Annotated in this window: 22 protein-coding genes; 11 read left to right on the top strand and 11 right to left on the bottom strand. The window is 34.2% G+C overall.

The genetic code is table 11. The annotated features are described in order from the left end of the window. Entirely contained in the window at positions 1 to 612 is a 612-nt protein-coding gene (locus AVL50_RS14730) for a hypothetical protein (RefSeq protein WP_062617246.1), read from the bottom strand. 208 nt (positions 613 to 820) lie between these two features. Beyond that, positions 821 to 1,465, bottom strand: coding sequence for a peptidylprolyl isomerase (locus AVL50_RS14725; RefSeq protein ID WP_063850738.1), 645 nt, complete (start codon positions 1,463 to 1,465; stop codon positions 821 to 823). Between the two features lie 31 nt (positions 1,466 to 1,496). On the opposite strand from AVL50_RS14725, the gene AVL50_RS14720 reads away from it, so the two are divergent. Then, entirely contained in the window at positions 1,497 to 1,946 is a 450-nt protein-coding gene (locus AVL50_RS14720; RefSeq protein WP_062617244.1) for a VanZ family protein, read from the top strand. A 43-nt stretch (positions 1,947 to 1,989) separates the two neighbouring features. Here AVL50_RS14720 and AVL50_RS14715 read toward each other — a convergent pair whose 3' ends face one another. Next, positions 1,990 to 3,996, bottom strand: a complete 2,007-nt coding sequence (locus AVL50_RS14715; protein WP_062617243.1) for a hypothetical protein — start codon at positions 3,994 to 3,996, stop codon at positions 1,990 to 1,992. A gap of 519 nt (positions 3,997 to 4,515) precedes the next feature. On the opposite strand from AVL50_RS14715, the gene AVL50_RS14710 reads away from it, so the two are divergent. Next, entirely contained in the window at positions 4,516 to 7,662 is a 3,147-nt protein-coding gene (locus tag AVL50_RS14710) for a SpoIIE family protein phosphatase (protein ID WP_172826847.1), read from the top strand. A 33-nt stretch (positions 7,663 to 7,695) separates the two neighbouring features. Here the strand turns inward: AVL50_RS14710 and AVL50_RS14705 are convergent, their stop codons facing one another. The 4 genes from AVL50_RS14705 to AVL50_RS14690 all read right to left on the bottom strand — a co-directional run bounded on the left by AVL50_RS14705 (position 7,696) and on the right by AVL50_RS14690 (position 10,981). After that, the gene (locus tag AVL50_RS14705; RefSeq protein ID WP_062617241.1) at positions 7,696 to 7,986 is read right to left on the bottom strand and encodes a KTSC domain-containing protein; all 291 of its coding nucleotides are present in this window, start codon (positions 7,984 to 7,986) and stop codon (positions 7,696 to 7,698) included. Between the two features lie 81 nt (positions 7,987 to 8,067). After that, on the bottom strand, positions 8,068 to 9,060 hold the full coding sequence (gene rsgA, locus AVL50_RS14700) for a ribosome small subunit-dependent GTPase A (RefSeq protein ID WP_082795828.1): 993 nt from the start codon (positions 9,058 to 9,060) through the stop codon (positions 8,068 to 8,070). Between the two features lie 86 nt (positions 9,061 to 9,146). Beyond that, a complete protein-coding gene (locus AVL50_RS14695) occupies positions 9,147 to 10,391 on the bottom strand; it encodes a 3-deoxy-D-manno-octulosonic acid transferase (RefSeq protein WP_062617240.1) in 1,245 nt (414 codons plus the stop codon). 83 nt (positions 10,392 to 10,474) lie between these two features. Continuing rightward, positions 10,475 to 10,981, bottom strand: a complete 507-nt coding sequence (locus tag AVL50_RS14690) for an RNA polymerase sigma factor (RefSeq protein ID WP_062617239.1) — start codon at positions 10,979 to 10,981, stop codon at positions 10,475 to 10,477. Between the two features lie 154 nt (positions 10,982 to 11,135). Between AVL50_RS14690 and AVL50_RS14685 the strand changes: the two genes are divergently transcribed. From AVL50_RS14685 to AVL50_RS14655, 7 genes are all read left to right on the top strand, one after another. Further along, positions 11,136 to 12,026 (top strand): zinc dependent phospholipase C family protein, encoded by an 891-nt coding sequence (locus AVL50_RS14685; RefSeq protein WP_063850715.1) that lies wholly within the window; start codon positions 11,136 to 11,138, stop codon positions 12,024 to 12,026. A gap of 109 nt (positions 12,027 to 12,135) precedes the next feature. Next, complete coding sequence (locus AVL50_RS14680; protein WP_062617238.1) at positions 12,136 to 14,148, top strand: LruC domain-containing protein; 2,013 nt, start codon at positions 12,136 to 12,138, stop codon at positions 14,146 to 14,148. 209 nt (positions 14,149 to 14,357) lie between these two features. Next, entirely contained in the window at positions 14,358 to 15,923 is a 1,566-nt protein-coding gene (locus AVL50_RS14675) for an NFACT RNA binding domain-containing protein (protein ID WP_062617237.1), read from the top strand. A 133-nt stretch (positions 15,924 to 16,056) separates the two neighbouring features. Next, entirely contained in the window at positions 16,057 to 16,284 is a 228-nt protein-coding gene (locus tag AVL50_RS14670; protein WP_062617473.1) for a DUF3098 domain-containing protein, read from the top strand. A gap of 33 nt (positions 16,285 to 16,317) precedes the next feature. Further along, entirely contained in the window at positions 16,318 to 17,109 is a 792-nt protein-coding gene (locus tag AVL50_RS14665) for an undecaprenyl-diphosphate phosphatase (protein WP_062617236.1), read from the top strand. 11 nt (positions 17,110 to 17,120) lie between these two features. Then, positions 17,121 to 17,819, top strand: coding sequence for a tRNA pseudouridine(55) synthase TruB (gene truB, locus AVL50_RS14660; protein ID WP_062617235.1), 699 nt, complete (start codon positions 17,121 to 17,123; stop codon positions 17,817 to 17,819). A gap of 256 nt (positions 17,820 to 18,075) precedes the next feature. Next, complete coding sequence (locus AVL50_RS14655; protein WP_062617234.1) at positions 18,076 to 19,020, top strand: bifunctional riboflavin kinase/FAD synthetase; 945 nt, start codon at positions 18,076 to 18,078, stop codon at positions 19,018 to 19,020. 17 nt (positions 19,021 to 19,037) lie between these two features. Here AVL50_RS14655 and AVL50_RS14650 read toward each other — a convergent pair whose 3' ends face one another. The 4 genes from AVL50_RS14650 to AVL50_RS14635 form a co-directional block, all read right to left on the bottom strand. Beyond that, positions 19,038 to 20,411: a S9 family peptidase gene (locus AVL50_RS14650; protein WP_062617233.1), complete on the bottom strand. Its 1,374-nt coding sequence runs from the start codon at positions 20,409 to 20,411 to the stop codon at positions 19,038 to 19,040. Positions 20,412 to 20,742: 331 nt separating this feature from the next. Beyond that, complete coding sequence (gene dinB / locus AVL50_RS14645; protein WP_062617232.1) at positions 20,743 to 21,816, bottom strand: DNA polymerase IV; 1,074 nt, start codon at positions 21,814 to 21,816, stop codon at positions 20,743 to 20,745. Then, a complete protein-coding gene (locus AVL50_RS14640; protein WP_062617231.1) occupies positions 21,809 to 22,750 on the bottom strand; it encodes a glycosyltransferase in 942 nt (313 codons plus the stop codon). The genes dinB and AVL50_RS14640 overlap by 8 nt, the downstream gene beginning before the upstream one ends. A 17-nt stretch (positions 22,751 to 22,767) precedes the next feature. Then, complete coding sequence (locus tag AVL50_RS14635) at positions 22,768 to 23,298, bottom strand: hypothetical protein (RefSeq protein ID WP_062617230.1); 531 nt, start codon at positions 23,296 to 23,298, stop codon at positions 22,768 to 22,770. Positions 23,299 to 23,505: 207 nt separating this feature from the next. On the opposite strand from AVL50_RS14635, the gene AVL50_RS14630 reads away from it, so the two are divergent. Both AVL50_RS14630 and AVL50_RS14625 read left to right on the top strand, forming a co-directional pair. Further along, on the top strand, positions 23,506 to 23,862 hold the full coding sequence (locus tag AVL50_RS14630; protein WP_062617229.1) for a hypothetical protein: 357 nt from the start codon (positions 23,506 to 23,508) through the stop codon (positions 23,860 to 23,862). A gap of 142 nt (positions 23,863 to 24,004) precedes the next feature. After that, entirely contained in the window at positions 24,005 to 25,171 is a 1,167-nt protein-coding gene (locus AVL50_RS14625; RefSeq protein WP_062617228.1) for a hypothetical protein, read from the top strand. The last annotated feature ends 30 nt before the right edge of the window (positions 25,172 to 25,201 follow it).

The raw sequence follows: 25,201 nt of genomic DNA, 5'->3' as shown, positions 1-25,201 counted from the left end.
TTATTCCCAGTTACCTGCAGTAGTTGCTTCGTCTAACGAACCAAACTTAAGAAGTCTTCTTGTTGGTGAAGCATTAGTTTCTTTACGTTGTTTGTCAAGCGGGAAACGATCCACACACTGAACATAAGAAACCATTGCGTTGACTTTTTTTCTTACTTCTGCAGAAAGTTCAAATTCTTTACCGTCTTTACCGGCGATATATTTTAACTTCGATGCGTCAAAATTACCATATTCCTCAACAGGGAAAATCTTTTCTCTTACTTGAGTTGCTCCAATTGTATCATACACAATACGAACTGAGTCTGTACGTGTGAAGTACAATGGATCATCCTTTGTACGAGGTTTGATAATTTCTTTCTTTTGTACGTTGTAAATTGTGTCATTATCAATGAACATCGCTAACGTATCCCAAGAAGCAGTATATTGCTTGTATCTTGATAAATAAGCTGTCTCCGCATCACGGATCATTTTTAATTGTTTGATCACACGTGCTTCGGACTTCTTAATCTGCTCACTTAACTCAATAGTGTCGAATACGCTATGGAATAACGTGTAGCCTAAATATACTACAACTGGCACCATTAACAAAGTAAGTATTTTTGTTTTTGTCATTTTTCTACAAAGAGTTTGTTGTAATCTTGCTGCGAACTAAATACTAGTCCAAAATGAATTATAAGAAAATAAAATCAATGCAAAACTTTATCGTCAAGATTCAATTCAGACATTGGCAAATTTAATTAGTTTTCGGATAAAAAATAATCTCATTAACCTAAAACTTGTTACTGAATCTTTATTATTCGTGTTTTTTTTACATTATCATCTAAAAATGGCTCAAATCGTACATTTTCTGAAGATTTTTTCTTTTTTCTTTAACAACTTTTATATTTATTTCTACTCTTTTTAACGGTTTTCCTTCTCTGTTAATTTCTAATTCAGCAATTTTTTCAACGACATCCATCCCTTTAACTACCATCCCGAACACTGTATACTCGCCGTCTAGGTGATGTGCACCGTCTTTTGATTCTACAATATAGAACTGTGAACCGCTTGAAGATTTATCTGGATTGATTTCGTCATTTTGGCGTGCAGCGCCCACCATTCCATAATCATGTAGGAGAGTAGAATCGAATTCACTGTTGATGGTATATCCAGGATTGCCAATGCCTATTCTTGTGGAATCACCGTTGGTTCTAGTATTTGGGTCTCCTCCTTGAATCATAAAATCTTGCAATACTCTGTGAAAAGTAGTGCCGTTATAAAAGCCGTCTTTGGCAAGGTGGAGGAAGTTTTTCTTATGATTGGGAGTTTCGTCAAAAAGGACCATTACAATTTCCCCATAAGTGGTTTCCATATGTATGACCTCATCTTTTCCTTTTAGTTTCTTTTTACTTTGTGCAGAAGACACATTGATAAAAAAAGAACATAAAAAAATGAGAATATAAAATGATAATGAGAATGAACGCATATTTTTGTGCTTGAAAAACATTTTTTTATTTATGGCGAAAATAGACAACAACAACGATATTCTGAAGAAACTTTTATGGTTACTGCCATCATTTTTGTGGTTCTTGATGACAATCAAGCTATTACTTACAAAAAGTCCTGTAGATGGAGATAGTTTTTTACTTAATCTACCTTATGGTGATAAAATAGGCCACTTTGGTATTTTTGGTATTCTGACAGCTTCCTTGATGTTTTCATTTTGTGGAGGAAAGTTCTTCAATAATGAGAGGAAGCCTATAATTACAGCTGTGTTAATCATTATTTTTTCTTGGGGAATGCTCACAGAATTATTACAAGGGCTTCTTTTAGATGCTAGAGAAGGAGATTTTTGGGATTTTGTTGCAGATGCCAGTGCAGGAGTTATTGGTGTTTTTTGCTATGAATTATTGCATAAAATCATCAACATTGTTCCTATCTATAAAAAGATAGAGCACCAATTATAATTTTATAATTGGTGCTCTATATTATTTACACGGAGGAGTGATATTACAATTGACAGTGGTCACCGTCACAGAATTTCTCTGCCTCTACATCTTGTCCTTGCCCTAAATCATTAAAGTTAAGTGGCTTGATGTGTTTTGCTAACTCCTCATACTTGTCCTTAGAAATTTCTTCATAAGGCATTTGAGGATATACAGTATTTCCTAACTCTAATTTTGGTAAGAAACTGATTGACTTCAAGTGATACTGGAAGTAGTTCAAGATAGGTTCAATTTGATTGGCTTCATCTTTCTTGAATGTAACTGTAACAGAAACTTGGTTGTCTGCCCAGTATCTTTGCAAGAATGCAGCAAGGTGAACTTGTTCCCAGATGCCTACTTGATTTACAGTTCTTACGTTGTCAATACTTACCGGGATAGAAACAACCATTGTGTCAGATTCGGAAACACTTGGCTCAACATGGTAGTTGGCGGCAATACACTTCTCAATCAATGGAGATTTCTTTGATAGACGAATACGACGAATATAGTGATTGCTTTCAGGGTAGTGCATACCAGGAGTAACACCAGGAAGTAATGAAACTGTACCTGAAGGTTTCACTGAAGTAGTTTTTACAGATGGAGTCACACACAACCACTCAGAATAGATTCTATCCCAGTTTTGGATTGTTTTGTAACCATCATCACACCAATCTCTGAATGTATCTAAACCTTGGTTCTCAACAAACTGAGCAATACCTGACATAGAAGTACCAATTCTTCTGTTTCTTAATAATACTCTGTTTGTTTCAGGCCAGTGTGTATTTGTTAACGTTACAGTTTTTGCATATAAATAAGCAAATTTCAACGTTCTTAAATAATCTTCTTTACTAGTAGCTCTTGTAGGGAAAGTCTCTACTAAACAGCAAAGCTCATAAGATTCCAAAGTTTGTTCAGCACAAGGGTTAGTACCCATTGCTCTGTTGTCTTTGTTGTCAGGAGCATCGCCCATACGGCCAAACTTACGCATGTTGTCTAACCAGATGTAGCCAGGTTCTCCATTTACAGCAGATTGTGCCGCTACTTTTTTGTAGTCCATTCCTACATGAGAGAATACGGAGTTATTAGAAGACCATCCGTATTCAGAACGGTGTGCTGAAGATCCTTCCATCTGTTGTGTTTCAGGATTCCAACGGTAGTCTTTTAATTTTAAGTATTCGTCATCATCAGCTTCGCCAAATACAATTTCAGCAGAACGTCTTACATTACCAGCAACTACACAGCATCCAATCATGTTCATGATGTCAACAATATCAGTCACTGTAATTGTAGCGTCTTCTGATCTGCCTTCAAACATTGCACGGATTTGATCGTGAAGTTTCAATAAAGGACCTGCACCAGATGCAATACCACCAAAACCTTTGATTGGTAAGCCCGCTTCTCTAATTTTTGAATAATCAAATTCTACATTCACTCTTCCTTTGTGGAAGAAAGAATCTAGTAACATTCCAGTACTGTTTACCCAACCTTCTCTGCTGTCAGGAATAACATAAGTTACTTTATCTTCCTTGTTGGGTTGATAAATAGTAACAGTTCCTGCACCTTTCGTATCGAAACCTACACCTACACCTAACATTGACATGTCCATCAAGAACTCAAAAGGTTTTGTTGGATCAGATGCCATTGTTTCTGTACTTACAAAAGAACAGTTATTCAAGGCGGCGAAGAGATTTCTTTTAGTAGTTAGTTCAGAGCCCATTGCCCAAAGACCACGTCCAGGAGGTAAAAACTTCATGTTGAACATGCGGTCGTACATTTCTTGTGCAGAAAGTTGTGCTTTGCTGTCATCCCATCCTAATTGGTACTTTAAGATGTGGTTTTTCTGGATGGTATATGTACCCTCAACGACACGTCTCACTGTTTCCCACCATACTTCGTTAGTTCCGTCGTCTTTTAAGCGGGAATAAGTACGCATGTATACTAATTCTCCAAGACCATTGAAGCCGAATGGAGGTTTAGTATTTTTGTACTTTTCGAGGAAATCATCGTTCAGAATAAATTTATATGTCATCATTATATTAGAAAAGTTATAGTGCATCGAAACGGCTAAAAATGCACGAGTAAACTGGAATTTATATCACTTTAATAAATTAATAAAAATATATCTAAAATCGCACACAATGCTTTTTAATTTATTGATATTTATTTGTTTATCAATAAATTATGTAATTCTAAATATTTTCAATTGATAAATTAAGATTATCGAGTTACACCAATACAAATAATAGATCTCAATGATTTGCTGTGTTAACATTTGTCTTAACATGTTCTACAAAATAAACGAGGTTATTCATGAAAATCAATGTTGCATTTTTAATATTTTATTTTCATGAGATAACTATCTGAAAATAAAAAAAAACTTTCTATAATATTTATTGTGAATTAAGATGTCAATTGTGTAAATTTTGGTGGAATAACCAATTAGAAAAATAGCGGACTTTACATTTTGACCCAAAAATATATAATCAAAAATTCTTCAATAAGAAGACTGTTGTTAGCGTGGCGTATCTCATTAATGATCTTATTGAGTAGTTTGTTATACTTTCAAACGGCCTATGCACAATGGCAAAAAGTAACCTACAATGAACTTAATGGATTGCAGAACGGTTTGGTGAAAGCTGTTTGCAGTGACAGTCTAGGTTTTATGTGGTTGGCAACAGATGATGGTTTGATCCGTTTTGATGGGACCAACTTTACGCAAGTACAAGAAGGATTGCCGAGTAAATATGTGAAAAACGTTTTTACTACTTCATCTGGAAAAACATTGGCTACAACTGATATGGGATTGGTCAGAGTAAATACAATTCCAAATAATCCTACAGTTGATGTTATCCTTAGAGGAGATAACTATGCTTCAGATACGTTGATGTGGTATCCTAAGTCTATATTTGAATGTATTAACGGTAAAATATGGGTGTGCGATAACCATGCGATTTATAAGCTGAATTCTGACTTGTCAATATTGAATAGATATCAGTTTTCTGAAAGAGATTTGCCTACAAATTTCCAGCGCTCATTTGCAATATTAGAAGATCCTGTACTGGGGTTATATACTTTCTCTGAAGCAGGCTACTTGTATAAGTACAATTCTAGAGAAGATAGATTTGACGAGGTGCCTCTTTTAAGTACAAATGAAAGAGTGAATCATGCTTTTTTCTTTAGAGGAAAGATTATTGTGGCTACTCAATCAGGAGTGATGGAAATTACGCTCAATAAAAATGGTACAGAAATCCTTTCGAAAAAGTTGATAATGACAATTTCTGCCTCCTACATTACTCAATATAATGATGAGGAGTGGATTGCAGGGACATGGAGTGATGGAGTGTATAAAGTGCGTGTCTTAAAAGAAGGATACGAGGTTGAAAAAATGGATTTTATAAAGCAAAAAGTAATTTCTTACGTTTTTGTTGATACATCTCATAATATTTGGCTTGCCACAGACAATGGTGCATTATATCTCAAAGAACAGTACTTTAGTTCACCTTTTAAGAAATACACAAATGGTTATATCCAATTTGTAATAGAAGATGGAGATAAAGTAATATTTACGGATGGAAGCGAAGTTTATTTTTGTGAAAACGAAACCAACCGTTTGTTGGATAAGTGGTCGATCCCTACTGAATATGGGATTGCATTGAGGATGATTAGAATTGATGAGGAGTATTGGTTTGCAACTAACTTAGGTGATTTTCTAGTCTACTCTTTAGAAGGGAAGCTTTTAAGAAGGGTTGAGTGTTCTGAGTACGGAGGTGCGATTTATGATCTGGCGTATTCTCCAAAATACGGTCTTTGGTATTTACAAGATCACAGTGGTTTGTACAACCTGCATAGAATGCAATATCCTTCATCTTATGATCGAAGTAAGGGGGTTGAAGGAAAGATTAATACTCTCGATATCATTGATGGTGAGTTATATCTTGGTGGTAGTTCAGATAATTCCTATTTCTATAAGTTTAATAGTAAGTCACAGAAGTTTGATAATTTAAGTAAACCTGTTGCTATTACAAGAAATGTAGCTATTGGTATTAATGATTTTATAAAAAGTGGGGATGATTTTTATTTTGCGACCAACTTTGGTTTGGCAAAATTCTCTCAAGATTCTCTTGTAGATTGTAAAATTAATAATCTTAAACTAGGAGCGGTAAAAGCAGTAATACAAGATCATAGAAATAATAATGTGTTTTGGCTTACTAATGCCAACGGTCTGATTAGAGTGGAAAATTGGAAAGATTATTTGATTTTTGATGAGATATCAGGGTTGCCTAGTAAAACCATGACATACAGAGGCATTCTTCTAAGTCAGAATGATGAAATGTGGGTGAGTACTGCTTCTGGAATTGGTGTTTCAAAAAAAATAGTGAGTATTCAAGCTACTCCAACACCTATTTTTACTTCTATCAAAAATTCCAATTTTAATTTTAATAGTCAGGATAGTCCCGAGATATCCAAGTCGTCATATATTGAATTTGAGTTTGCCAGTTTGTCTTACCCAGGGAACTTGATTCAATATAAAATAAGGTATAATCAAGGAGAATGGAAGAATCTAGGCTGGACCAATAAGTTTATTGTTTCTGGTTTGAAAACCGGTAAATATACTTTAGAGTTAATGGCAAAACAGACTGGTGAATACCATTGGAGTAAGCCAGCACGGTTTTATTTTATTGTGACTGAGAGGTGGTATCGTACATGGTATGGGATAATTGGAGCATTTTCTGTTGTATTTGGTGGTATTTTTATAGTCTTTAAATTGTACGATGAAAAAAATCAGCATGACAAAGAAATTTTAGAAAAGCTGGTCAGTGAGCGTACGGAAGAGGTAAAACAAAAAAATAAGATTCTATCCAATCGAGAGCTGATTCTTAAAAAACAGGTTGCTAAGTTTATGAACTTAAATAATGTTCTGGAGAGGAAGCAGAGAGAAATGGAAGAGCAACTGGATTACGCTAATTCTTTACAGTCTGTTGTTTTACCTTCGGTTGAAAAAATGAAGAAGCATTGTCAAGATTCTTTTATTCTTTTTATACCTAAAGAAACTGTTTCTGGAGATTTCTATTGGGAAAAATCATTTGAATCTGAAGGAGAGGTGGTTTCTTATTACGTAGTTGGAGATTCAATAGGGCACGGTATACCTGGTGTTATACAATCTATAATAGGGTTGGATTTGGTGAATCAGGTTGTTAATGACCAATATGTGAAAACAAATGAAATACTAGAACAACTAGATTCGAAACTCTTTGAAATTGCAGAGAAAGATCCAACTATGATTGGTATGGACCTCGTTGTACTGAGAGTAGTGAAAAAGGAAGGTATTATAAAAGTGGAGTTTTCAGGAGCGAAAAGACCATTGTTTTATATAGAAGATGGTGAGCTAGTGGAAGTGAAAGGTACAAGAAGGGCAATAGGGGATGAGCCTTCGCATGTAAAAGCAAAAGGATTTAAAGTCCATGAAATGGAACTCAAAGAGAATACGCTCTTGTACCTTACTTCAAACGGTTTCTATGACCAATTTAACAGCAAAGAGAAAAGAATCGGTATATCTAAATTTAGAGATTTATTGACAGGACTATCAGCTATTAATCAATTAAGCGATCAGAAAAAATGGCTTAATGATTATTATTTAAAGTGGAAAGGAAAAGCTGAGCAAATAGATGATATTACAATTCTTGGGTTAAAATTATAGTGTAGTAGTTGTAGTGGTCATGTTCTTCTACCCTTAGTAAGGTATTTTGTCACCAGAGGAGAAGATGTTCTTAAAAAAACTGAAGAAAGATTTCTCTTCTTGCTTGTATCTCTTTAGTTCTCTTAGTAGAGATTTTCCTTTTGAAGGAGCTGTAATGATCATATCAAAAGAGTCTGCGGGGAAATTTCTATAGACCTTACTTTTACCTGCGTGCTTTCCTCGCTTATAGGTAACTTGAAGTGTCTTTTTTTGTCTGTCATAAATTAAGAAATCGATAAGAGTCGATTCTGGTGTGATGATTTTTTCAACGAGTATTTCTCTCATAATTTGTATAGTTTCAACAGATATTATCTTTGGAGTTTCAGATGATTGCCCATAAGATAATAGATCACAATTTTTTTTGTATTATTTTCTGTTATCGTCTCCCTCTAACATACTCAGATAGCTAAGATATCGAGAGGCTGCAATTACGCCTTCATCAACAAGTTCAAGTACTCTACAATGCGGTTCATGAGTATGAGTACAGTTGTTGTATTTGCAGTCATGCATCACTTCACGAATTTCTGGGAAAAAGTGACCTAATTCATTTTCTTCAATTCCCATAATTCCTAATTCTTTAATACCGGGTGTATCTATTAAATGACCATTATGGTCTTTTAATTCAAACATTTCGGCAAATGTTGTAGTATGTTTCCCCTTATTGGCATAAAGGGAGACTTCGTCCGTTCTTTGGTGCACATTTGATGCCAAATTATTTAATAGTGTTGACTTTCCAACTCCGGAGTGTCCAACAAGAAGAGATGTTTTATCTTGAATGATTGACTTGATCTCATCTAAGTTGCTGTTTTCCAGTGCGGAAATTCGAATACACTTGTAACCTAGAGGTTCATAAATACTTTTTAAATCATCTAAATATGCTCTGCTTTCATCGTCCAATAAGTCATCTTTATTGAATGCGATGTAAGTAGGAACATTGTAAGATTCCGCGGCAACCAAAAAACGGTCGATAAACCCTAAAGAAGTTTTCGGCAATGCTAGAGTAGCTATAAGAATAGCTTGATCTATATTTGCGGCGATAACATGTCCATGATATTTTTTTCTAGTCGATTGTCTTAAAATGACATTTTTCCTAGTAAGAATATCATGGATAATTACGGTATTTTCAATTTCGTCTTCAAGAGAGTATTCTATTAAGTCACCAACCGCAATTGGGTTGGTCAATTTCATTCCTTTCAATTTTAATTTGCCTCTCAAGCGTCCTTGATAGCTTTTTTTTGTCTCACAGTCAATGACAGTGTACCAAAGTCCCGTTGATTTAGTGACTAAGCCTTCAAACTTTTCTACTTCAACTTTTTCGACTTGTTTTTTCTTTTTTGATGTACTTTTCTTTTTTGCCATTGAGTGATAAAGAAGGTAAATTAAATTATTTAAATAAGGAACGAATTCAACTTAGAATGCAAAAATACCTTATTTTATTGAATTTTTTACAAGACCTCTTTACAAAAGTCAATGATTTTCTTGGTGCTTCCCAAGTTTTCTTCAACGTACTTTTTTGTAATATTTCCTGTTTGTAAACGAAATTTTTTGTCACTGATTAATTGTTCAACTTTATTAAAACATTCTTCTTCGTTTTGTAAATTAAAAGCACCTTGTCTTTCAACAAGTTGAATAGCTTCGTTGAATTTTGAATATTCTTTTCCGAATAAAACAGGAATCCCAAACGTAGCAGGTTCAAGTATATTATGAAGTCCTTCTCCAAAAGCACCGCCTACATATGCAATGTCTGCATACTGATATAACGATGATAACATACCGACATTATCTATGATCAATAGTTTTTTATCTTTAATGTTCTCTAATGTACTATTTGAGTATTTAATGCCCTTTTTTGAAGAGAAGGTCTCAAATATTTCATCGATTTTTTTATCTGAAATTTCGTGGGGGGCAACAATTAACTTTAAATTGTCGATGTTGTTGGCAACTTTCCTAAGTGCCTGTATATCTCTTGGCCAGCTACTGCCTACTACCATTGTAAAAGTATCTTTACTAAAGGCTTCCGCAACTTCTATAGAAAGAGGTTTTTGGCATATTTCGGCTACACGGTCAAATCTTGTATCTCCTGCTATTACTTTGTTGTTGATGTTGATAGAAGATAGCAGGTTGTAAGAGTTTTGATCTTGAGTGAAAAAATAATCAAATTGTTTCAACATGTTTTGTTGAAAACCACCTTTGCTCTTAAAGAAAGCTTGGTTGCTTCTGAAAATGGTTGAGAAAGAAATAATGGTGGCGTTTATCTTTTTTAGCTCTTTTAGGTAATTGTGCCAAAATTCATATTTTACAAAAAATGCAATTTTTGGCTGTATATACTTTACAAAGTTTGAGGTATTGGTTTTGGAATCTATTGGTAAATAGTAAATGTAATCAGCGTATTCGTAGTTTTTTTGAACTTCATACCCACTTGGGGAATAGAAGGTCAATACAATGATGTAGTCTGGAAACTGTTGCTTGAATGCTTCAATGACAGGTCTTCCTTGTTCAAACTCTCCTAAAGACGCGCAATGAAACCAAGCAACAGCTTTATTGTTATTTGAGAAATCATCTTGTATCTTCTGAATTAAATTTTTTCTTCCTTCCACAAATAATTTTGCTTTAGGATTTAGTAAGGCAGCTACTCTCATTGCTCCAGAGTAAGCGTGTATGCCAAGGTTGTAAAACTCTTCTTTTAACATGACGCAAATTTATCAATTTATATCAATTAAAAGAGCGATTTTACTTGTCCGATTTAGCTTATAAAATCAATTTAATTCAAAGACTAAAGCTCGTATACTTTTAAAATCTGTTTTAACTCCTTTCTAGCTAAAAATATTCTGTTTTTAACTGTACCGATTGGAATGTTTAAACGTTCTGAAATCTCATGGTATTTGAATCCTCTGAAATACATTACAAAAGGTCTTTTGTAAATCTCATCCAAATCTTCAATTGCTTCTTGTATATCATCCATTGCAAAGTTGCTGTAAGCATCATTTTTCTGCTGGATGTTTGTGCTATTGATGAAGTGTAAATTATCAGTAGTGTCAATAAAAGTCTTTCTTCTAGATGTTTTTTGGTAATCTGTCAAGAAAGTATTTTTCATGATTGTAAATACCCAAGCTTTCAAATTTGAACCTGTAGTAAACTTCTCTTTGTTCGAAAATGCCTTCAACATTGTTTCTTGGATTAAGTCTTTTGCGTTTGAGTGATCCTTTGTGAGCTTCATTGCAAATGGTTCCAATGAAGGTATTAAAAACTGTATGTGATTGTTAAATTCTACTGCTGTCATAATTATGTTTAATGTTTTGGTGATTTGTTTAAACAATAATAGAGGTTAAAAATTTATTATCAAAATTTTGTTTAATAAAAATTATAAATGATTAAACAAAAATGAAAAATAGTTGATTTTGTCATATTTATAGGCCTTGTATAAGTAGATCTTTATGCTGAAATTGAATGCAAACAAAGACTTAACGATAATGCTATTACAAACTATTTCGATCCTGTTCTGGGGATTTTATGCACATGTTACAATCAATACGGAAGCGGTATTGATTCTTCCTTCAGAGTTATTTCCATTTTACAGAAGCCAGCTTTCAGAAATTAAAAAAGGAGCAGTCAGGCCCGATCAACGCAGAGGCTTGTTAGAACGTGAAGGAGGGAGACACTATATAGATATAGAACACTATTCTGATTCTATACTCCTGAAAACCATGACTTATGATGAAGCTTTGTTACGTTACGGGGAACAGCACTTAATAGAAAATGGGGAGGCTCCATGGAATATAATCCGCTATTATTATATGCTGAGAAAGGCTTTTGAAGAAAAAAATGAAAAGTTGATTATTAAGTATTCTAGTGAGGTGGGACATTATATTGCAGACCTTCATGTGCCATTGCATACCACCGAAAACTATAATGGGCAGTTGACAGGTCAGATTGGTATTCATTCTTTTTGGGAATCAACCTTGCCAGAGCATTTTGGGAATTACTACTCTTTCTCAGATTTGGAGCCTTATTATATTGAAGATATCAAAGAAACTGTATGGAAAACGATGAGAGAATCCCATGCTTTAGTTGATAAAGTGTTGAAGGATGAGAAGGAAATAGTTAAACAAATGCCTTCGGGCTCTGGGATGACAATAAAAAGGAGAGGAAGAAGATTGGAGGTGCAGGCTTCAGAGGAATATGCAAGAGCTTATCATGAAAAATTGGGCGGTATGGTTGAAATGAGGATGCAATTGGCGGTTCAAAGAATTGCGTCTTTCTGGTATACTTGCTGGATAGATGCCGGACAACCAGAACTTAAGCTTATAAAAGCTCGCGTGGATTAAGTGAAGGAAAATATTAGAATGTTTCAATAAATAAAAAAATGTTGTTAATGCAGAACTTTTCTTGAATTGCTGATGGTTATACAAGTATAATTTTGTTAACCATCCAATCATGAAACAATTACTCTTACTTATTTTTTCGTTTACTTTCTTATGTATTTCATGTCAGAAGGAAAATGAAACGACACATGATGTCCCTTCTGAAGAAGAGGGCTTTGAAGCCATTCAAGTGGATCCTTCATTTGATTACTCCACAAACGCAAACTTTCTATTCTCAGTTCACCAGGATTATACGGAATCCAATTTGCCAATAGAAATTTACACATCTGATTCTTTTGATGAAGGAACACTGATCAGTAGAGTGGCACTGAATGGAAAAGATCCATTCACTTCAACTTTTAATTTAAATAAAGGATTGACCAAAGTATATATCAAAGTCAATAAAACTGGTATCCCTCAGTTTTATGAATTTGATGTACAGCCTGGTCTAAATCGTTTGACAGTAGATGATAATTCAGTTTATGATAACACTCTTGATAATGAGTTGAGTTCTTCTTCAAGAACAAATTACAGTGGAACACTTTATGACGTATATGGAGGCTGGAATTCGCAAGGTTTACCTAACTACCTTACGGATCCTGATACTGTACCTCAAGATTTATTAGATGATATTGATGCGTCATTACCAGAAAGAAGACCTGTCCCTACTTACAATCCTGATTACCTTGTCAATGTAAACTACGATACCAAAATCACAGATTCTTCTGATGTTTGGATCACTTTTGTACATGAGGGTGCAGGCTGGAGAAACTCTCTAGGGTATTACACCTACACAACGGGTAACCCTCCTTCCTCTACAGATGATATTGATAGTATAAAAATGGTATTTCCTAATGTATCATTTTTACATTCAGGAGGTGAATTGGAAACTGGACACAAGGTCTACTTGGGTACTTTTGATGCTAACACCTCTATTGGTTGGGTGTTGATACCTAATGGTTGGAATGGCAGTACTTCAGAAGCTACTTACCGTAATCAAGTGAAGTACAGTAACTATTTACTGAATACAAATTCACCTGAAGGTTTCCAACAGCACATGGTAGCACTTAGTGATGTGGAAAGAGAAGTGGTACTTTTAGGTTTTGAAGACATTTCTAGACCTAGTGGAGACAATGACTTTAATGACTGTATGTTCTATTTGACGAGTAATCCTTTTGCTTTTGACCTTACAGATATTGGAGAAATTACAATGGCAACGGATACTGATAATGATGGAGCCTATGATCATGAAGAAGAATATCCGGAAGACCCAGAGCGTGCCTATGATATTTATATCAACAACAGGACAAATTATTCTACATACGGTTTTGAAGACATGTGGCCGGAAAAGGGTGATTATGATTTCAATGATGTAGTCATAGGTGTCAACTTTAAAAAGGTAGTCAATACAAACTATTACATTAAAGATATCATTATGCAAAGTGAGCTCTATGCTATTGGAGGGCATTATCATAATGGGTTTGGAATTGAATTCCCTTTCAATGCTGCCGCAGTCAGTACAATATCAGGGCAAGTTTTAGATCAAGGTGTAGTAGCTGTAGGTGCAAATGGGACTGAAGTTGGTAATACGAACGCTTCGGTGATCTTTTTTGAAGATGCTTATTCTCTGATGAGTTCAAGTGATATTTTGGTGAATGTCAAACCCACAGGAAATTATGTGACACCGCATCAGTTTACAGTTTCTATGATTCTGAATTCTGGACAGATATTAAATTCTACTTTCTCCGATTATCCTAATCCATTTATTTTTGTAGATCAAGACAGAGGAAGAGAGGTACACATGCCAAATCAACCGCCAACGGAATTAGCTAATTCTGCTTACTTTGGAACTTATGATGATGCAACCAATGGGACTGCAGGTTTTTATTATAAAACATCAGCTAATCACCCATGGGCAATTAATGTAGTGGCAAATAAGTTCGATTATCCTTTTGAAGGAATTGAAGTGACTGATGCCTATAATCACTTTCAGAATTGGGGGGAATCTAATGGCCATAATTACCCTGATTGGTATCAGAGTTCTAACGGTTATAGAAATGCAGAAAAAATTTATCAAAAACCATAATAGTTGAATTTTAATACTTAAAGCCTCAAGCTTCGTTCTTGGGGCTTTTTTTATATCATTTATATGCGTTTTTTTGTATTGAAAAAAATAAGTAAGTATTAAGTCAAAAATAATTGATAACTAATTTTGTCTAAGTACTATATCTAGAAGAAAGAATTTAATATAAAATCCAACACTGATCAGCGGATTGGGGGAGGATATAAGATACGATGTTCAATAATTATTATTTCCTCAGACAGCTGAGTCAGGCATTAAAAGAAAGATTGGTAGGGATGACCCTTGGGGCTTGTTTTAGCCAGAGTAAAGACGAACTGATGATTGGTTTTTATAAAGGCGTACAAGAGCAATGGATAAGAGCATCACTGATTCCTAATTTTAATTTACTCACTTTCCCATTAGATTATCAAAGAAAGAAGGTCAACAGCATTGATTTGTTTAAAGATGCAATAGACCAAGAAGTTGAAGATATTATTCAATATGATAATGAAAGGGCCTTTTTGATCAAAATGACTAATGACTGGGGGCTTTTATTTAAAATGTATGGCAATAGGTCCAATATTCTTTTGATACATGAAGGCGAGGTGCATTCCATTTTCCAGAAAAGGCATATTGAAGACCAGAATATGGAAATTAATGCTTTGGATAGAGAGATTGATCAATCCAAGGAAGCGTTTTTTGATGGAGGAATAAAAGCGACTTATCCAACTTTAGGACGTGAAGCGAATGCTTATTTGGAATCTCAAGGTTTTAATGACTTATCTCTTGATGAGCAATGGACAAGACTTTCTGATTTAGTAAAGAAGTTGGAGTCTCCACGTTATTTTGTGGAAGAAAAGGATGAGCAAGTACAGTTTTTATTATTCCAGCTGGAAGATGCAGAGACATTGTTGGAGTCAGATCATCCTATAGAAGCAGCTAATGAATTCTATTATAGATTTTCAAAAAGGTATTTTGTAGAAAGAGAGAAAGGGCCACTTTTAAAGGAAATAGATAAACGATTAAAGCAATCTAAAAGTTACTTGAAGAAGCATTATGCGAGGTATGAAGAGTTGACTGAAAAAGCTCGATTTGAAGAGATAGCCAATATTATAATGGCCAACCTTCATAATATTCCTCCAAGAACTAAGAAGGTGACATTGTTTGATTTTTATAATGAAGAGGATATAAAAATTAACTTGAATGAATTATTAACTCCACAGAAAAATGCTGAGACTTACTACCGAAAAGCGAAAAATCAGAAGCTGGAAGTAAAGAATCTCGAAGGCAACATTCAGCAGAAGGAACAGGAGATGGAGGAGTTGAAGGTACATAGAGACGCATTAGATCAATTTGAGATGGTGCGTGAAATCAGAAAGTACATCAAGGCAAACTCTCTGCAAAAATTACAGAAGAATGAGCCTATTTTTCCATTTAGAAAGTTTGAGTATAAAGGTTTTGAAATTTGGGTAGGCAAAAATGCGGTCAATAACGATTTGCTGACACAGCGTTATGCTCACAAAAGAGATTTGTGGTTGCACGCTAGAGATGTAGCAGGATCACATGTAGTGGTGAAATGGAAATCGAAACAACCTAATTTCCCTGTTGATGTAATTGAAAAAGCAGCTTCAGTTGCTGCTTATTACTCACAAAGAAAAACAGACACACTTTGTCCTGTGATTTATACTCCTAAAAAGTTTGTAAGAAAGAGGAAGGGAGACCCAGCTGGGCTAGTTGTGGTAGATAAGGAAAAAGTAGTATTGATAGAGCCTGCTCCGTTTTCTGGAGGTTTGAGCTAATCAAAGTCCTTAATGGATATTAAACTACGATGTAAACTGAATGAATTTTTTAATATACTATTTATGAAATAGTAAATAATTTGACTGAACTATTAACTTTGTGGATTATACACAAAATGAAATCACAATATTCATGAGCAATAATAAAGAACACTTAGCATTTGGAAAGAAGAATTACAAGTGGATGCTTTTCGGTATCCTGTTAATTGCTGCAGGCTTTTTTGTAATGTCATTGGATTCAGAACCAATGGGATTCGGTGTTTTAGGCTTAACAGTGGGACCAATCATCGTAATGAGCGGTTTTGGTTTAAACTTTTATGCTATCCTTGCCAACCCTAAATCAGAAGAAAAACTGAAATAAACAGACTAAAACCATATTTAATTTAAATTATCAATGAATATTTTTGAAGCCATTGTTCTTGGTATTATCCAAGGTCTAACGGAGTTTCTACCAGTAAGTAGTAGTGGTCATTTAGAGCTTGCAAAGGTAATACTTGGGGACACTAGTGTCGCAGAAGAAAGTATGATGATGACTGTAGTACTTCATTTTGCAACGGCATTGTCTACAGTGGTTATTTTTAGGAAAGATATATTAGAGATCTTAAAAGGTTTGTTCCAGTTCAAATGGAATGAGCAAACTCAGTTCTCTATCAAGATTATTCTTTCAATGATTCCAGCCGCTTTTGTCGGTGTATTTTTAAATGATCAGATTGAACAACTTTTTGGAGGTGCAGTTTTATTAGTTGGGTGTATGTTGCTGGTTACAGCTGTACTTCTCATTTTAGCGGATAAAGCAAAAAACACGTCTAAGAGTGTAGGATATAAAGAAGCAATCATTATTGGTATTGCGCAAGCAATTGCCATTTTACCAGGTATTTCAAGATCAGGTGCTACAATTTCTACTTCAGTACTTTTAGGTATTGATAGAGAAAAATCAGCACGTTTTTCATTCTTGATGGTTGTGCCTTTAATTTTTGGTAAAATTGCTAAAGATATTTTAGATGGTGCATTTTCATCAACTTTCGAAGTAGTTCCAATGACAGTAGGTTTTGTGGCTGCTTTCGTTACAGGTATGGTGGCTTGTACATGGATGATTTCACTAGTAAAGAAATCTAAATTGATGTATTTCTCTATTTGGTGTGCATGTGTAGGTACTATCGCAATCATCTATTCTATTCTTAATTAAGATATAAACGTATGCAGGATTTTGATTTTGTAGCAGGAGAAACTGTATTGGTGGATAAGCCATTGGAATGGACTTCCTTTGGTGTAGTGAAAAAGTTACGCTGGGAAATGAAGGTGAAGAAAGTAGGGCATGCAGGTACTTTGGATCCTTTGGCTACAGGGCTTTTAATATTGTGTACAGGAAAGAAGACAAAAACAATAGATCAGATTCAGGGAAAAATCAAAGAATATGAAGGGGAAATGGTGATTGGAGCCACTACACCTTCTGTTGATTTGGAAACTGAAGTAGAGAACGAAGTAGATTTCAGTCACATCACTGAAAAGGACGTTCACGATCTATTGCCTCAATTCACAGGTAAGATTATGCAAGTTCCGCCTATGCACTCTGCTATCAAAGTAGACGGGGTGAGAGTATACAAGCATGCTCGAAAAGGGAAGGAAGTGAAAATTGACCCTCGTGAAATTGAAATAAAAGAGTTAGAGATTACTTCCATCGACTTTCCAAAAATCCAATTTAGAATGGTTTGCTCAAAGGGAACTTACGTTAGAAGTTTTGTAAGGGACTTTGGAGAAGCTTTAGGAGTTGGAGCTTATATGTCAGGTCTTCGAAGAACAAAAATCGGAGAGTATGATGTGAAAGACGCCAAGTCAGTAGATGAATGGATTGAAGTCATCAGAGACTGGAGAAACAGACAAGAAATAAAGGAGTAGGGCAACCTATTCCTTTATTTCTTTTGGAGTAAGTACCTGGAATAGAGTAAACGGCTATTTTATCTTATCTTTTTTATCCTACTCTTCGTTAGATTTTTATCACTTAGCTACGGCTATGCTCTGCAAATCTGCCTCGATTAGAATAAAAAATAACAACCTAAAATTATCCCTTTTCTTTTTTCCATGTACTTATTAATTTTGATTTGGTACTTATATAATTACTTTTGTGCTTGTAATTGATAACAGCGATTTTTGAATGAAAGTACATTACGGTATAGAAAATTTCACCCCTTTAAAGAGGGCAACAGTAACAAGTGGTACTTTTGATGGTGTGCACTACGGACACCAGCAGATCTTGGCACACCTTAGAGCGGTGGCAAAAGAAGATCAGTCAGAAACGGTATTAATTACTTTCTGGCCTCACCCAAGGTTTACGATTCAACCAGAGGAAGCTAAAAAATCGCTGAAATTATTGACCAACCTTGATGAGAAAATTGAACGCTTGAAGTTGGAAGGTATTGATCATCTGATTGTAATAGAGTTCAATGCTGAGTTCTCTCAAATGACTTCTATGGACTTTGTGAGGAAAATATTGATTGAAAAAATCAATACTACAAAATTAGTGATCGGTTATGATCATCGCTTTGGTAGAAACCGTGAAGGAGGCTTCGAATACCTGAAAACGCATCAAGATCAATTTGGTTTTGAAGTAGAGGAAATCACTAAACAAGAAATAGAAAATGCCGCAGTAAGTTCAACTGCCATTCGTCAAGCTTTATTGGAAGCGGGAGACGTTCAGTTAGCAAGCAAATACTTATGCTATAATTATAGCTTTGAAGGAACTGTTGTTGGAGGAAATAAGATTGGCAGAAAGATCGGTTTCCCTACTGCAAATATTCAGCTTCAAGACCAATTCAAATTACTTCCCAAATCAGGCGTTTATGTCGTACGAATTTTAGTGGATGAAGTGTGGCACAATGGTATGATGAATATTGGAAGGCGTCCTACGGTTACAGAAGGCATTCAGCAGACAATTGAAGTCAATATTTTTGATTTTTCATCGGATATCTATGATCAAAAGGTTAAAGTTGAATTTATTGATCATATCCGTGATGAAATGAAGTTTGATGGTGTGGAAGCATTGATCGAACAACTTCATACGGATAAGAAAGTAGCACAATCAATGCTTTCAAAAGCTTAGACTATTTTCGTATTACTTTATTGCTCTGTTTTAAAAACAATCCATTTTTTGATTTCATCCAAAAGGAGAGGAGATAACGTCTGTTCAATTTTTCCATATTCATTAGGCAGACCTGTTTCACAGTCTTGAAAAAGATGATTGAGCCCTTGTAGCTCCATTATTTTATAATCTTTATTTCCTGCTTTTTGAAGTGCCTTTTCTATCGCAGGTAAGTTTTGAGAAGCAATAACCTGCACATCCTTCGATCCATTTAATGCTAAGACAGGACATTTTACATTTTGGAAATATGTAGCGGGATCAAGTCTTATAAATTCCGTAAACCAGGGGCTGGAAAGTGATTGTACAATATTGTGTATTTGTTGATCACTAACTTGAGCATTTAACTGATGTTTGAAATATTCTTTTAAGCGGTCATCAAGAGGTTGTTCTTTTCTAATGATCATATCATAAGCTTCACCAAACATTTTTTGATTTTGAGCAATTATGGTAGGAGGAACTTTACTTTTCTCTTCTATTATTTTCTTTTGTAAAAGCATTAAATCTTTACCTTTTACACCCGGGCTCGCCATCAGAATCATGAAACCTGCAGGAACTTTGTTTGATGCAATTGCTGCTTTTATCCCACCTTCACTATGTCCTAGAAGTCCAATTCGTTGGGGATCAATATCCACTCTTTTTTCAAGGAAATGAAATGCTTCCACTACATCATTGGCAAAATCGTACGTTGTAGCACTTGAAAAATCACCAGTAGATTTTGCGGTGCCTCTATCGTCAAATCTCAATACAGCAAAACCACTTCTTGTCAATTGATCTGCAAGTAATAGAAAAGGTTTATGTCCTAGTATTTCTTGATTTCTATCTTGAGGGCCACTCCCTGAAATAAGAATTACGGCAGAGTATTTTTTATTTTCTTTGGGTCTAGTGAGTGTACCACTAAGGGTGATATTTCCATTTTGGAAAGTGACATTAGTCGAAATATAAGGAAAAGGAGCTTGAGGTTCCTGTGGTTTTGGTTTTTCAAGAATAACATCAAGGCTTTTCTTTAAATGAAGTGGAAGAGAGGCGCCAGCTTGTTGAAATGTTCCTTCTATATTATCGTCATCTAACACATTGCCTACGTACTTAATACCAAGGTTAGGAAGTTCAATAGTTAAAAATGGATTCTGGTATTTGATGCTGTGTATTGGAATACCTTTTCCTCCTTGTTCTGGAACATCCATTGTACCTGAAAATTTGTTATTATCATGTTTAATATGAAAAATAACAGTCAGTTTTCCAGTTGGAATTTCGAGTTCTCCCTTCCAGGGCCCTACTAGGTTTTGAGCATTTATTGTATTACTAAGAAGAAAAAACAGCATAAAAATATAGAACGGGATAATGTTATTTTTCATATTCTTATTTAATTGGTAATGAATATTTTAAGTGTGTATTTGAAAAATATTCTTATTTATAAATGATTAAACGTTCACAAAGAAGCGTAATAGTAAAGTTTACAACCTTGATTGTACAATTTAATTATAGAATTAAATTTTGTTAAGTGTTTAAAAGTATTATATTTGTAAATATATGTAAATAATTGTAATTAAACGTGACTGACTATGGTACATCAAATTAAAAAGTTGTTGACAAGTCATAGCTACTTTGGTTTAGGATTATTTTTAGGATTACTGTTAGGTTATTTTTTAGCGTTTGTTGTAGTTAGCTTTTATTTAAATTAGAGTATTAAAAAAGTTTCAACTGCTCATGTGAACTCTGTTGTTCATCATCATTACTACTAAAATTACTGACACTTATCCCTAATAATCTTACATTGAACTTCTGTGGCTCAAGTTCATCTAAAAGGTGATAAGACTCTTGTAATAAAAAGTTATAATTACTAATTCTTTTTTCAAAGGTCTTACTTTTGGTATGCGATTCAAAATTGTGAAGCTTTACTTTTACAGTCAAAGTTTTACCGTACTTATTAGCATTTGTGATTCTATTCCAAAGAATCTCAGCAATTCTATTTAAGTGCTTTTTCATTGTGCCCACATCTGCTATGTCTTTAGAGAAGGTGCGTTCGGCACCTATCGATTTTCTTTCACGAGAAGGTTTTACTTTTCTATTGTCGATACCTCTCACAATATGATAGTAAAACTTTCCACTTTTCCCAAATGTGTCAGTAAGGTGTTCCAAAGGCCACTTTTTTAGGTCACTTCCTTTGAAAATACCTAGTTTTTTCATCTTTTCGGCGGTAACGTTGCCAATTCCATAAAAACGATCGATCTGAAGTTTCTCTAAAAATGCTATGGCTTCATCAGGTAATATAACCGCCAATCCATTGGGTTTATTGATATCTGAAGCTGTTTTGGCTAAAAACTTATTATAAGAGACACCTGCACTTGCAGTTAAATTCAACGTATCACTAATTTTTTTTCTTATTTCTTCCGCCACTTGAATAGCAGAGGCAATACCCTTTTTGTTTTCAGTGACGTCCAAATACGCCTCATCTAAAGATAAAGGTTCAACAAGGTCTGTATATTCGTAAAATATTTTTCTGATTTGTTCAGATACTGCTTTGTAGACATGAAACCTAGACTTTGTAAAGATGATTTGAGGACATTTTCTATACGCCAAAGAAGAAGGCATAGCTGACCTGACACCAAACTTTCGAGCTTCATAACTTGCAGCCGCTACAACTCCTCTTTCTCTACTTCCGCCTACAGCAACGGGTTTCCCTCTGAGGTGAGGAAAATCTCTTTGCTCAATGGAAGCAAAAAAAGCATCCATATCAATATGAATTATCTTTCTACTCATTATATCTCAAAGGCTTTTGACGACTTCCATAACGGTTAGAAAATCGCGGTATGGTAAAAAGTAGAAACGGAAGCAATACCCAATGCGTTTTCACCAACTGTTGATTATACTCCTTTCCTTCAAAGGGCAGTAATGAAAGTATCAGCCATTGAGGAAGGTAGACTGCATAAGTAAGTACAACATAAAGAAGATACTTTAAATAGCCGTATTTGTACCATTTCAATGCTTCAGAAAGGTACATTTGAATAAAAGTATTTCGACTGCTTTTGGAGCTGCTATTGGTATTATGAATGACTTGATTTTTTGTGTCAAGATAGAATTTTCGACCCTTTAAGCGGTGGGTGAAAAGCTCAATATCTTCAGCGTATAAAAAAAAGTCAGGATCAAATCCTTGAATATCTTCATACAAGGCTTTTTTCATTATAAAATAAGCACCTGAAAGTGATGTGATACTATGTAGCTTCCTTGGTCCTAGTAATTTAAAACAGAATGGACTCTGAAGAAAATAATCCAAAATACTGTCTGTTTGATGGAAGAAATAATATGGAAAAGCAAGCGGTTGCCCTTGATCATCGATTTGTGAAACGCTGACAACATCTATTTCCTCATTTTCCAGGTACTGTACATGATCTTTTAGTAAATTATGGGTAATGAAAAGATCACTATTGACAAATGCTAAATACTTCCCTTTTGCCTCTTTTGCTCCATAGTTATTAGCTCTTCCAAAACCTTCATTTTCTATTTGATGGTATAAGACCTGAGGAAATGAGGAGCAAAATACAGCTTTATCATTGGAGTTTTCAGAATTATCAATCACAATAATTTCAGCTTGAAAAGTAACATTCAACAATGCCTCTTCAAGATGCTTTAGACATTTCAGGGTAATTTCTAAAGTATCATGGTTAATGATGATAATTGATAAAAGTGGGTGCAAATTTTAATCCTTATAGTTTAATCAAAATAGCGAACATCATAACTTTTGGAGACAAATTCAATCGTTTCCAAATCTGCCATTTTATTCACATACACAGACATTACAAAGAAGATATTAGCCATTGTGTTCAATAAATCAGGGACAAGGCCATCAACTTTTACGTCCTCAAATTTAGCAATTTTGTAAGCCCATCTAGTAGAACTTTTACTTTTTGAACGACAAAGATTCAATATACCAGATAACTCAGTCCCCAAAGGAAGGCTGAACATTTTGGTTTCTTTTTCTACCATTGCTTGATATTTATCATGAATACCAATAGCTCTATCAATATCTTCTGATGTAACAGCCAAGTTTCCTCTAATTGATCCATTGACATGATAAGCCATTTCACAAAGCCAGATTAATTCCTTTTTCATTTCAGGAAATTGACCTGCTTTGGAGTAAGCATAACCAATATGACTTGCAAGAGAATCTGTCTCTACTTCAAAATCGCACTTAAAACTGGTCTCCTTTAAGTAAGGATAACACATTCTAACTTTTTTACTCATGATAATGAATTTTAAGGTGGTTTATTGCTGTAAAAATACCTTGGATTTTTTATTCAAAAAATGATAGTGATTTGTTTCTTCAAATAAGTAGAAAAGTTGTGGATGTACTGTTTATTTTTGTTTAGTGAAAAAAATCTAATTAACTGTTTTTGTGAAGTTGTTGTGAATTAAACTCATTTATTTTGTATGATATAAAACTAAATAAAAATGAGAAGATTAGCATTAATTCTGATAAGTATTTCATTCATAGTTTCTTGTTCTAATGATGTTGCACCTTTAGGAGGGAATTTTGATAAAGTACTTTATAGTGAAACAAAAGATACTTTATATGTTTTTTACTCCAATACCAACTTCGAAGCTTACTTGAAGCCTACGAATGAGTTTGTAAGAGGTTCTTGGAGATATATTTCAGTATCACCTGATGGAGGTCAAACTATATTAGGAGCTTCAGGTTTGAGAAGAAGAGCTTGTGATGGAATTGCACTTTCTGGATTTCCACTGACTGAGGTAGAAATCACTTCACTCGAAGTCGCTCCTTCAGAAGAGTTTGTATATTGTGATTAGATGATAAATAGTAAAAAGTCCCATTTAGGTTAGATATCTAAGTGGGATTTTTTTATTCGGGATAAATATATGGTAATTGTGAATATAGAAGCTATTCTATCAAAATAATCAAACTTAACCTTACCAATTTTTTGAAGAGCAAATGATCAACATCAAATTTATATTTATCATCTTTCTATGGACATTTTGTTTATCTAGTATTTCAGTGTATAGCCAAATTAAAGTAATTCAAAATGGAGATAAATTAGAAGCAACGTTTGATGAAAATGTTATTTCTAAACCCGATTATGATGAAGTTATGGGTTTCACGGAAGACATTTTGTTGCTTCGAAGAAAAAATGTGTATTCTTATTATACATTAGATGGGACATGTATTTATAAATCGAAAGCAGATTTAGCCTATCCATTTAAGCATGGAAAAGGAAAAGTAATTGTGAAGTCAATACCCAAAGTGATCAACAGAGAAGGAAAAGTTGAATATAATGGAACATCTTCATTAAAGGATATTTTGATTAACCCCAAAAGTTATACACTCATTACCTGGACAGGAAAGTATGGTCTATTAGACTCAGACTATGAAATAAAATTAGATACTGTATCCCAATATATATCGAAGTTCAATTATGGAAACGCAGTAATTCAAGGAGAGGATTACTTTTTTACCTATAGCCTTTCAGGAAAATATAAATATTCAGATCAAAATACTAGAATAGGCATAGTCAATGAAAATGGAGAATTTATAGTCAATTATGGCAAGTACATTGCAATCTTATACATTGATCGTAATGATTTTCAAACTATTAGAGCAGATGGAGAACATGTAAAGCTTTCATTCGAAAAAACAATGTTTTCAAATAAGAATGAAAACTTGAATGTTGTATCAGATAAGTATAAAGCTAAACTAGGTATAGATTTAGATACCTGTTCAAATACTGAGTATGATAGATTAACTATAGTCAAAGAAAACAATCAATTAAATATTTTAATCCCAGAAAAGTTTCATGAATATATTAAAAGGGAAACTTTAAATGAGTATTTAATTCAAGTACAAGTTTTTCATAAGGAAAAAAAGGAATGGATTGATATTGCAATTAGGGATGATTATTATGCTGATCATTTTATAGATTTTAACTGTTTGAAACTATGCCAATATTCAACCAATAAAATTTCAGGTAGTTACAAAACAAAAGTGAGGGTAGTTTATTCTAGAACATTAAGCAAAGAGAAAATATATAGTAATATCATTGAAACAGGAGTGAATTATCAATTGTTCTTAGTGGATTGGAATGAACCCAATTGGGAGTATTAAATGTCAATAAATGACTAATTCAATCTCTGT

Origin of the sequence: Flammeovirga sp. SJP92 (genome assembly GCF_001583495.1) — a bacterium.
Taxonomy (GTDB): domain Bacteria; phylum Bacteroidota; class Bacteroidia; order Cytophagales; family Flammeovirgaceae; genus Flammeovirga.
This window is presented reverse-complemented; position numbering and strand designations above follow the sequence as displayed.

What these genes read in the sequence shown, in the direction of transcription:
- AVL50_RS14720 (WP_062617244.1), top strand. Translation starts at nt 1,497, where the DNA reads ATGGCGAAAATAGACAACAACAACGATATTCTGAAGAAACTTTTATGG.
- AVL50_RS14725 (WP_063850738.1), bottom strand. Translation starts at nt 1,465, where the DNA reads ATGCGTTCATTCTCATTATCATTTTATATTCTCATTTTTTTATGTTCT.
- AVL50_RS14730 (WP_062617246.1), bottom strand. Translation starts at nt 612, where the DNA reads ATGACAAAAACAAAAATACTTACTTTGTTAATGGTGCCAGTTGTAGTA.
- rsgA (WP_082795828.1), bottom strand. Translation starts at nt 9,060, where the DNA reads ATGGCAAAAAAGAAAAGTACATCAAAAAAGAAAAAACAAGTCGAAAAA.
- AVL50_RS14625 (WP_062617228.1), top strand. Translation starts at nt 24,005, where the DNA reads ATGATCAACATCAAATTTATATTTATCATCTTTCTATGGACATTTTGT.
- AVL50_RS14675 (WP_062617237.1), top strand. Translation starts at nt 14,358, where the DNA reads ATGTTCAATAATTATTATTTCCTCAGACAGCTGAGTCAGGCATTAAAA.
- AVL50_RS14715 (WP_062617243.1), bottom strand. Translation starts at nt 3,996, where the DNA reads ATGATGACATATAAATTTATTCTGAACGATGATTTCCTCGAAAAGTAC.
- AVL50_RS14705 (WP_062617241.1), bottom strand. Translation starts at nt 7,986, where the DNA reads ATGAGAGAAATACTCGTTGAAAAAATCATCACACCAGAATCGACTCTT.
- AVL50_RS14630 (WP_062617229.1), top strand. Translation starts at nt 23,506, where the DNA reads ATGAGAAGATTAGCATTAATTCTGATAAGTATTTCATTCATAGTTTCT.
- truB (WP_062617235.1), top strand. Translation starts at nt 17,121, where the DNA reads ATGCAGGATTTTGATTTTGTAGCAGGAGAAACTGTATTGGTGGATAAG.
- AVL50_RS14650 (WP_062617233.1), bottom strand. Translation starts at nt 20,411, where the DNA reads ATGAAAAATAACATTATCCCGTTCTATATTTTTATGCTGTTTTTTCTT.
- AVL50_RS14655 (WP_062617234.1), top strand. Translation starts at nt 18,076, where the DNA reads ATGAAAGTACATTACGGTATAGAAAATTTCACCCCTTTAAAGAGGGCA.
- AVL50_RS14680 (WP_062617238.1), top strand. Translation starts at nt 12,136, where the DNA reads ATGAAACAATTACTCTTACTTATTTTTTCGTTTACTTTCTTATGTATT.
- AVL50_RS14685 (WP_063850715.1), top strand. Translation starts at nt 11,136, where the DNA reads ATGCTGAAATTGAATGCAAACAAAGACTTAACGATAATGCTATTACAA.
- AVL50_RS14635 (WP_062617230.1), bottom strand. Translation starts at nt 23,298, where the DNA reads ATGAGTAAAAAAGTTAGAATGTGTTATCCTTACTTAAAGGAGACCAGT.
- AVL50_RS14665 (WP_062617236.1), top strand. Translation starts at nt 16,318, where the DNA reads ATGAATATTTTTGAAGCCATTGTTCTTGGTATTATCCAAGGTCTAACG.
- AVL50_RS14695 (WP_062617240.1), bottom strand. Translation starts at nt 10,391, where the DNA reads ATGTTAAAAGAAGAGTTTTACAACCTTGGCATACACGCTTACTCTGGA.
- AVL50_RS14670 (WP_062617473.1), top strand. Translation starts at nt 16,057, where the DNA reads ATGAGCAATAATAAAGAACACTTAGCATTTGGAAAGAAGAATTACAAG.
- dinB (WP_062617232.1), bottom strand. Translation starts at nt 21,816, where the DNA reads ATGAGTAGAAAGATAATTCATATTGATATGGATGCTTTTTTTGCTTCC.
- AVL50_RS14690 (WP_062617239.1), bottom strand. Translation starts at nt 10,981, where the DNA reads ATGACAGCAGTAGAATTTAACAATCACATACAGTTTTTAATACCTTCA.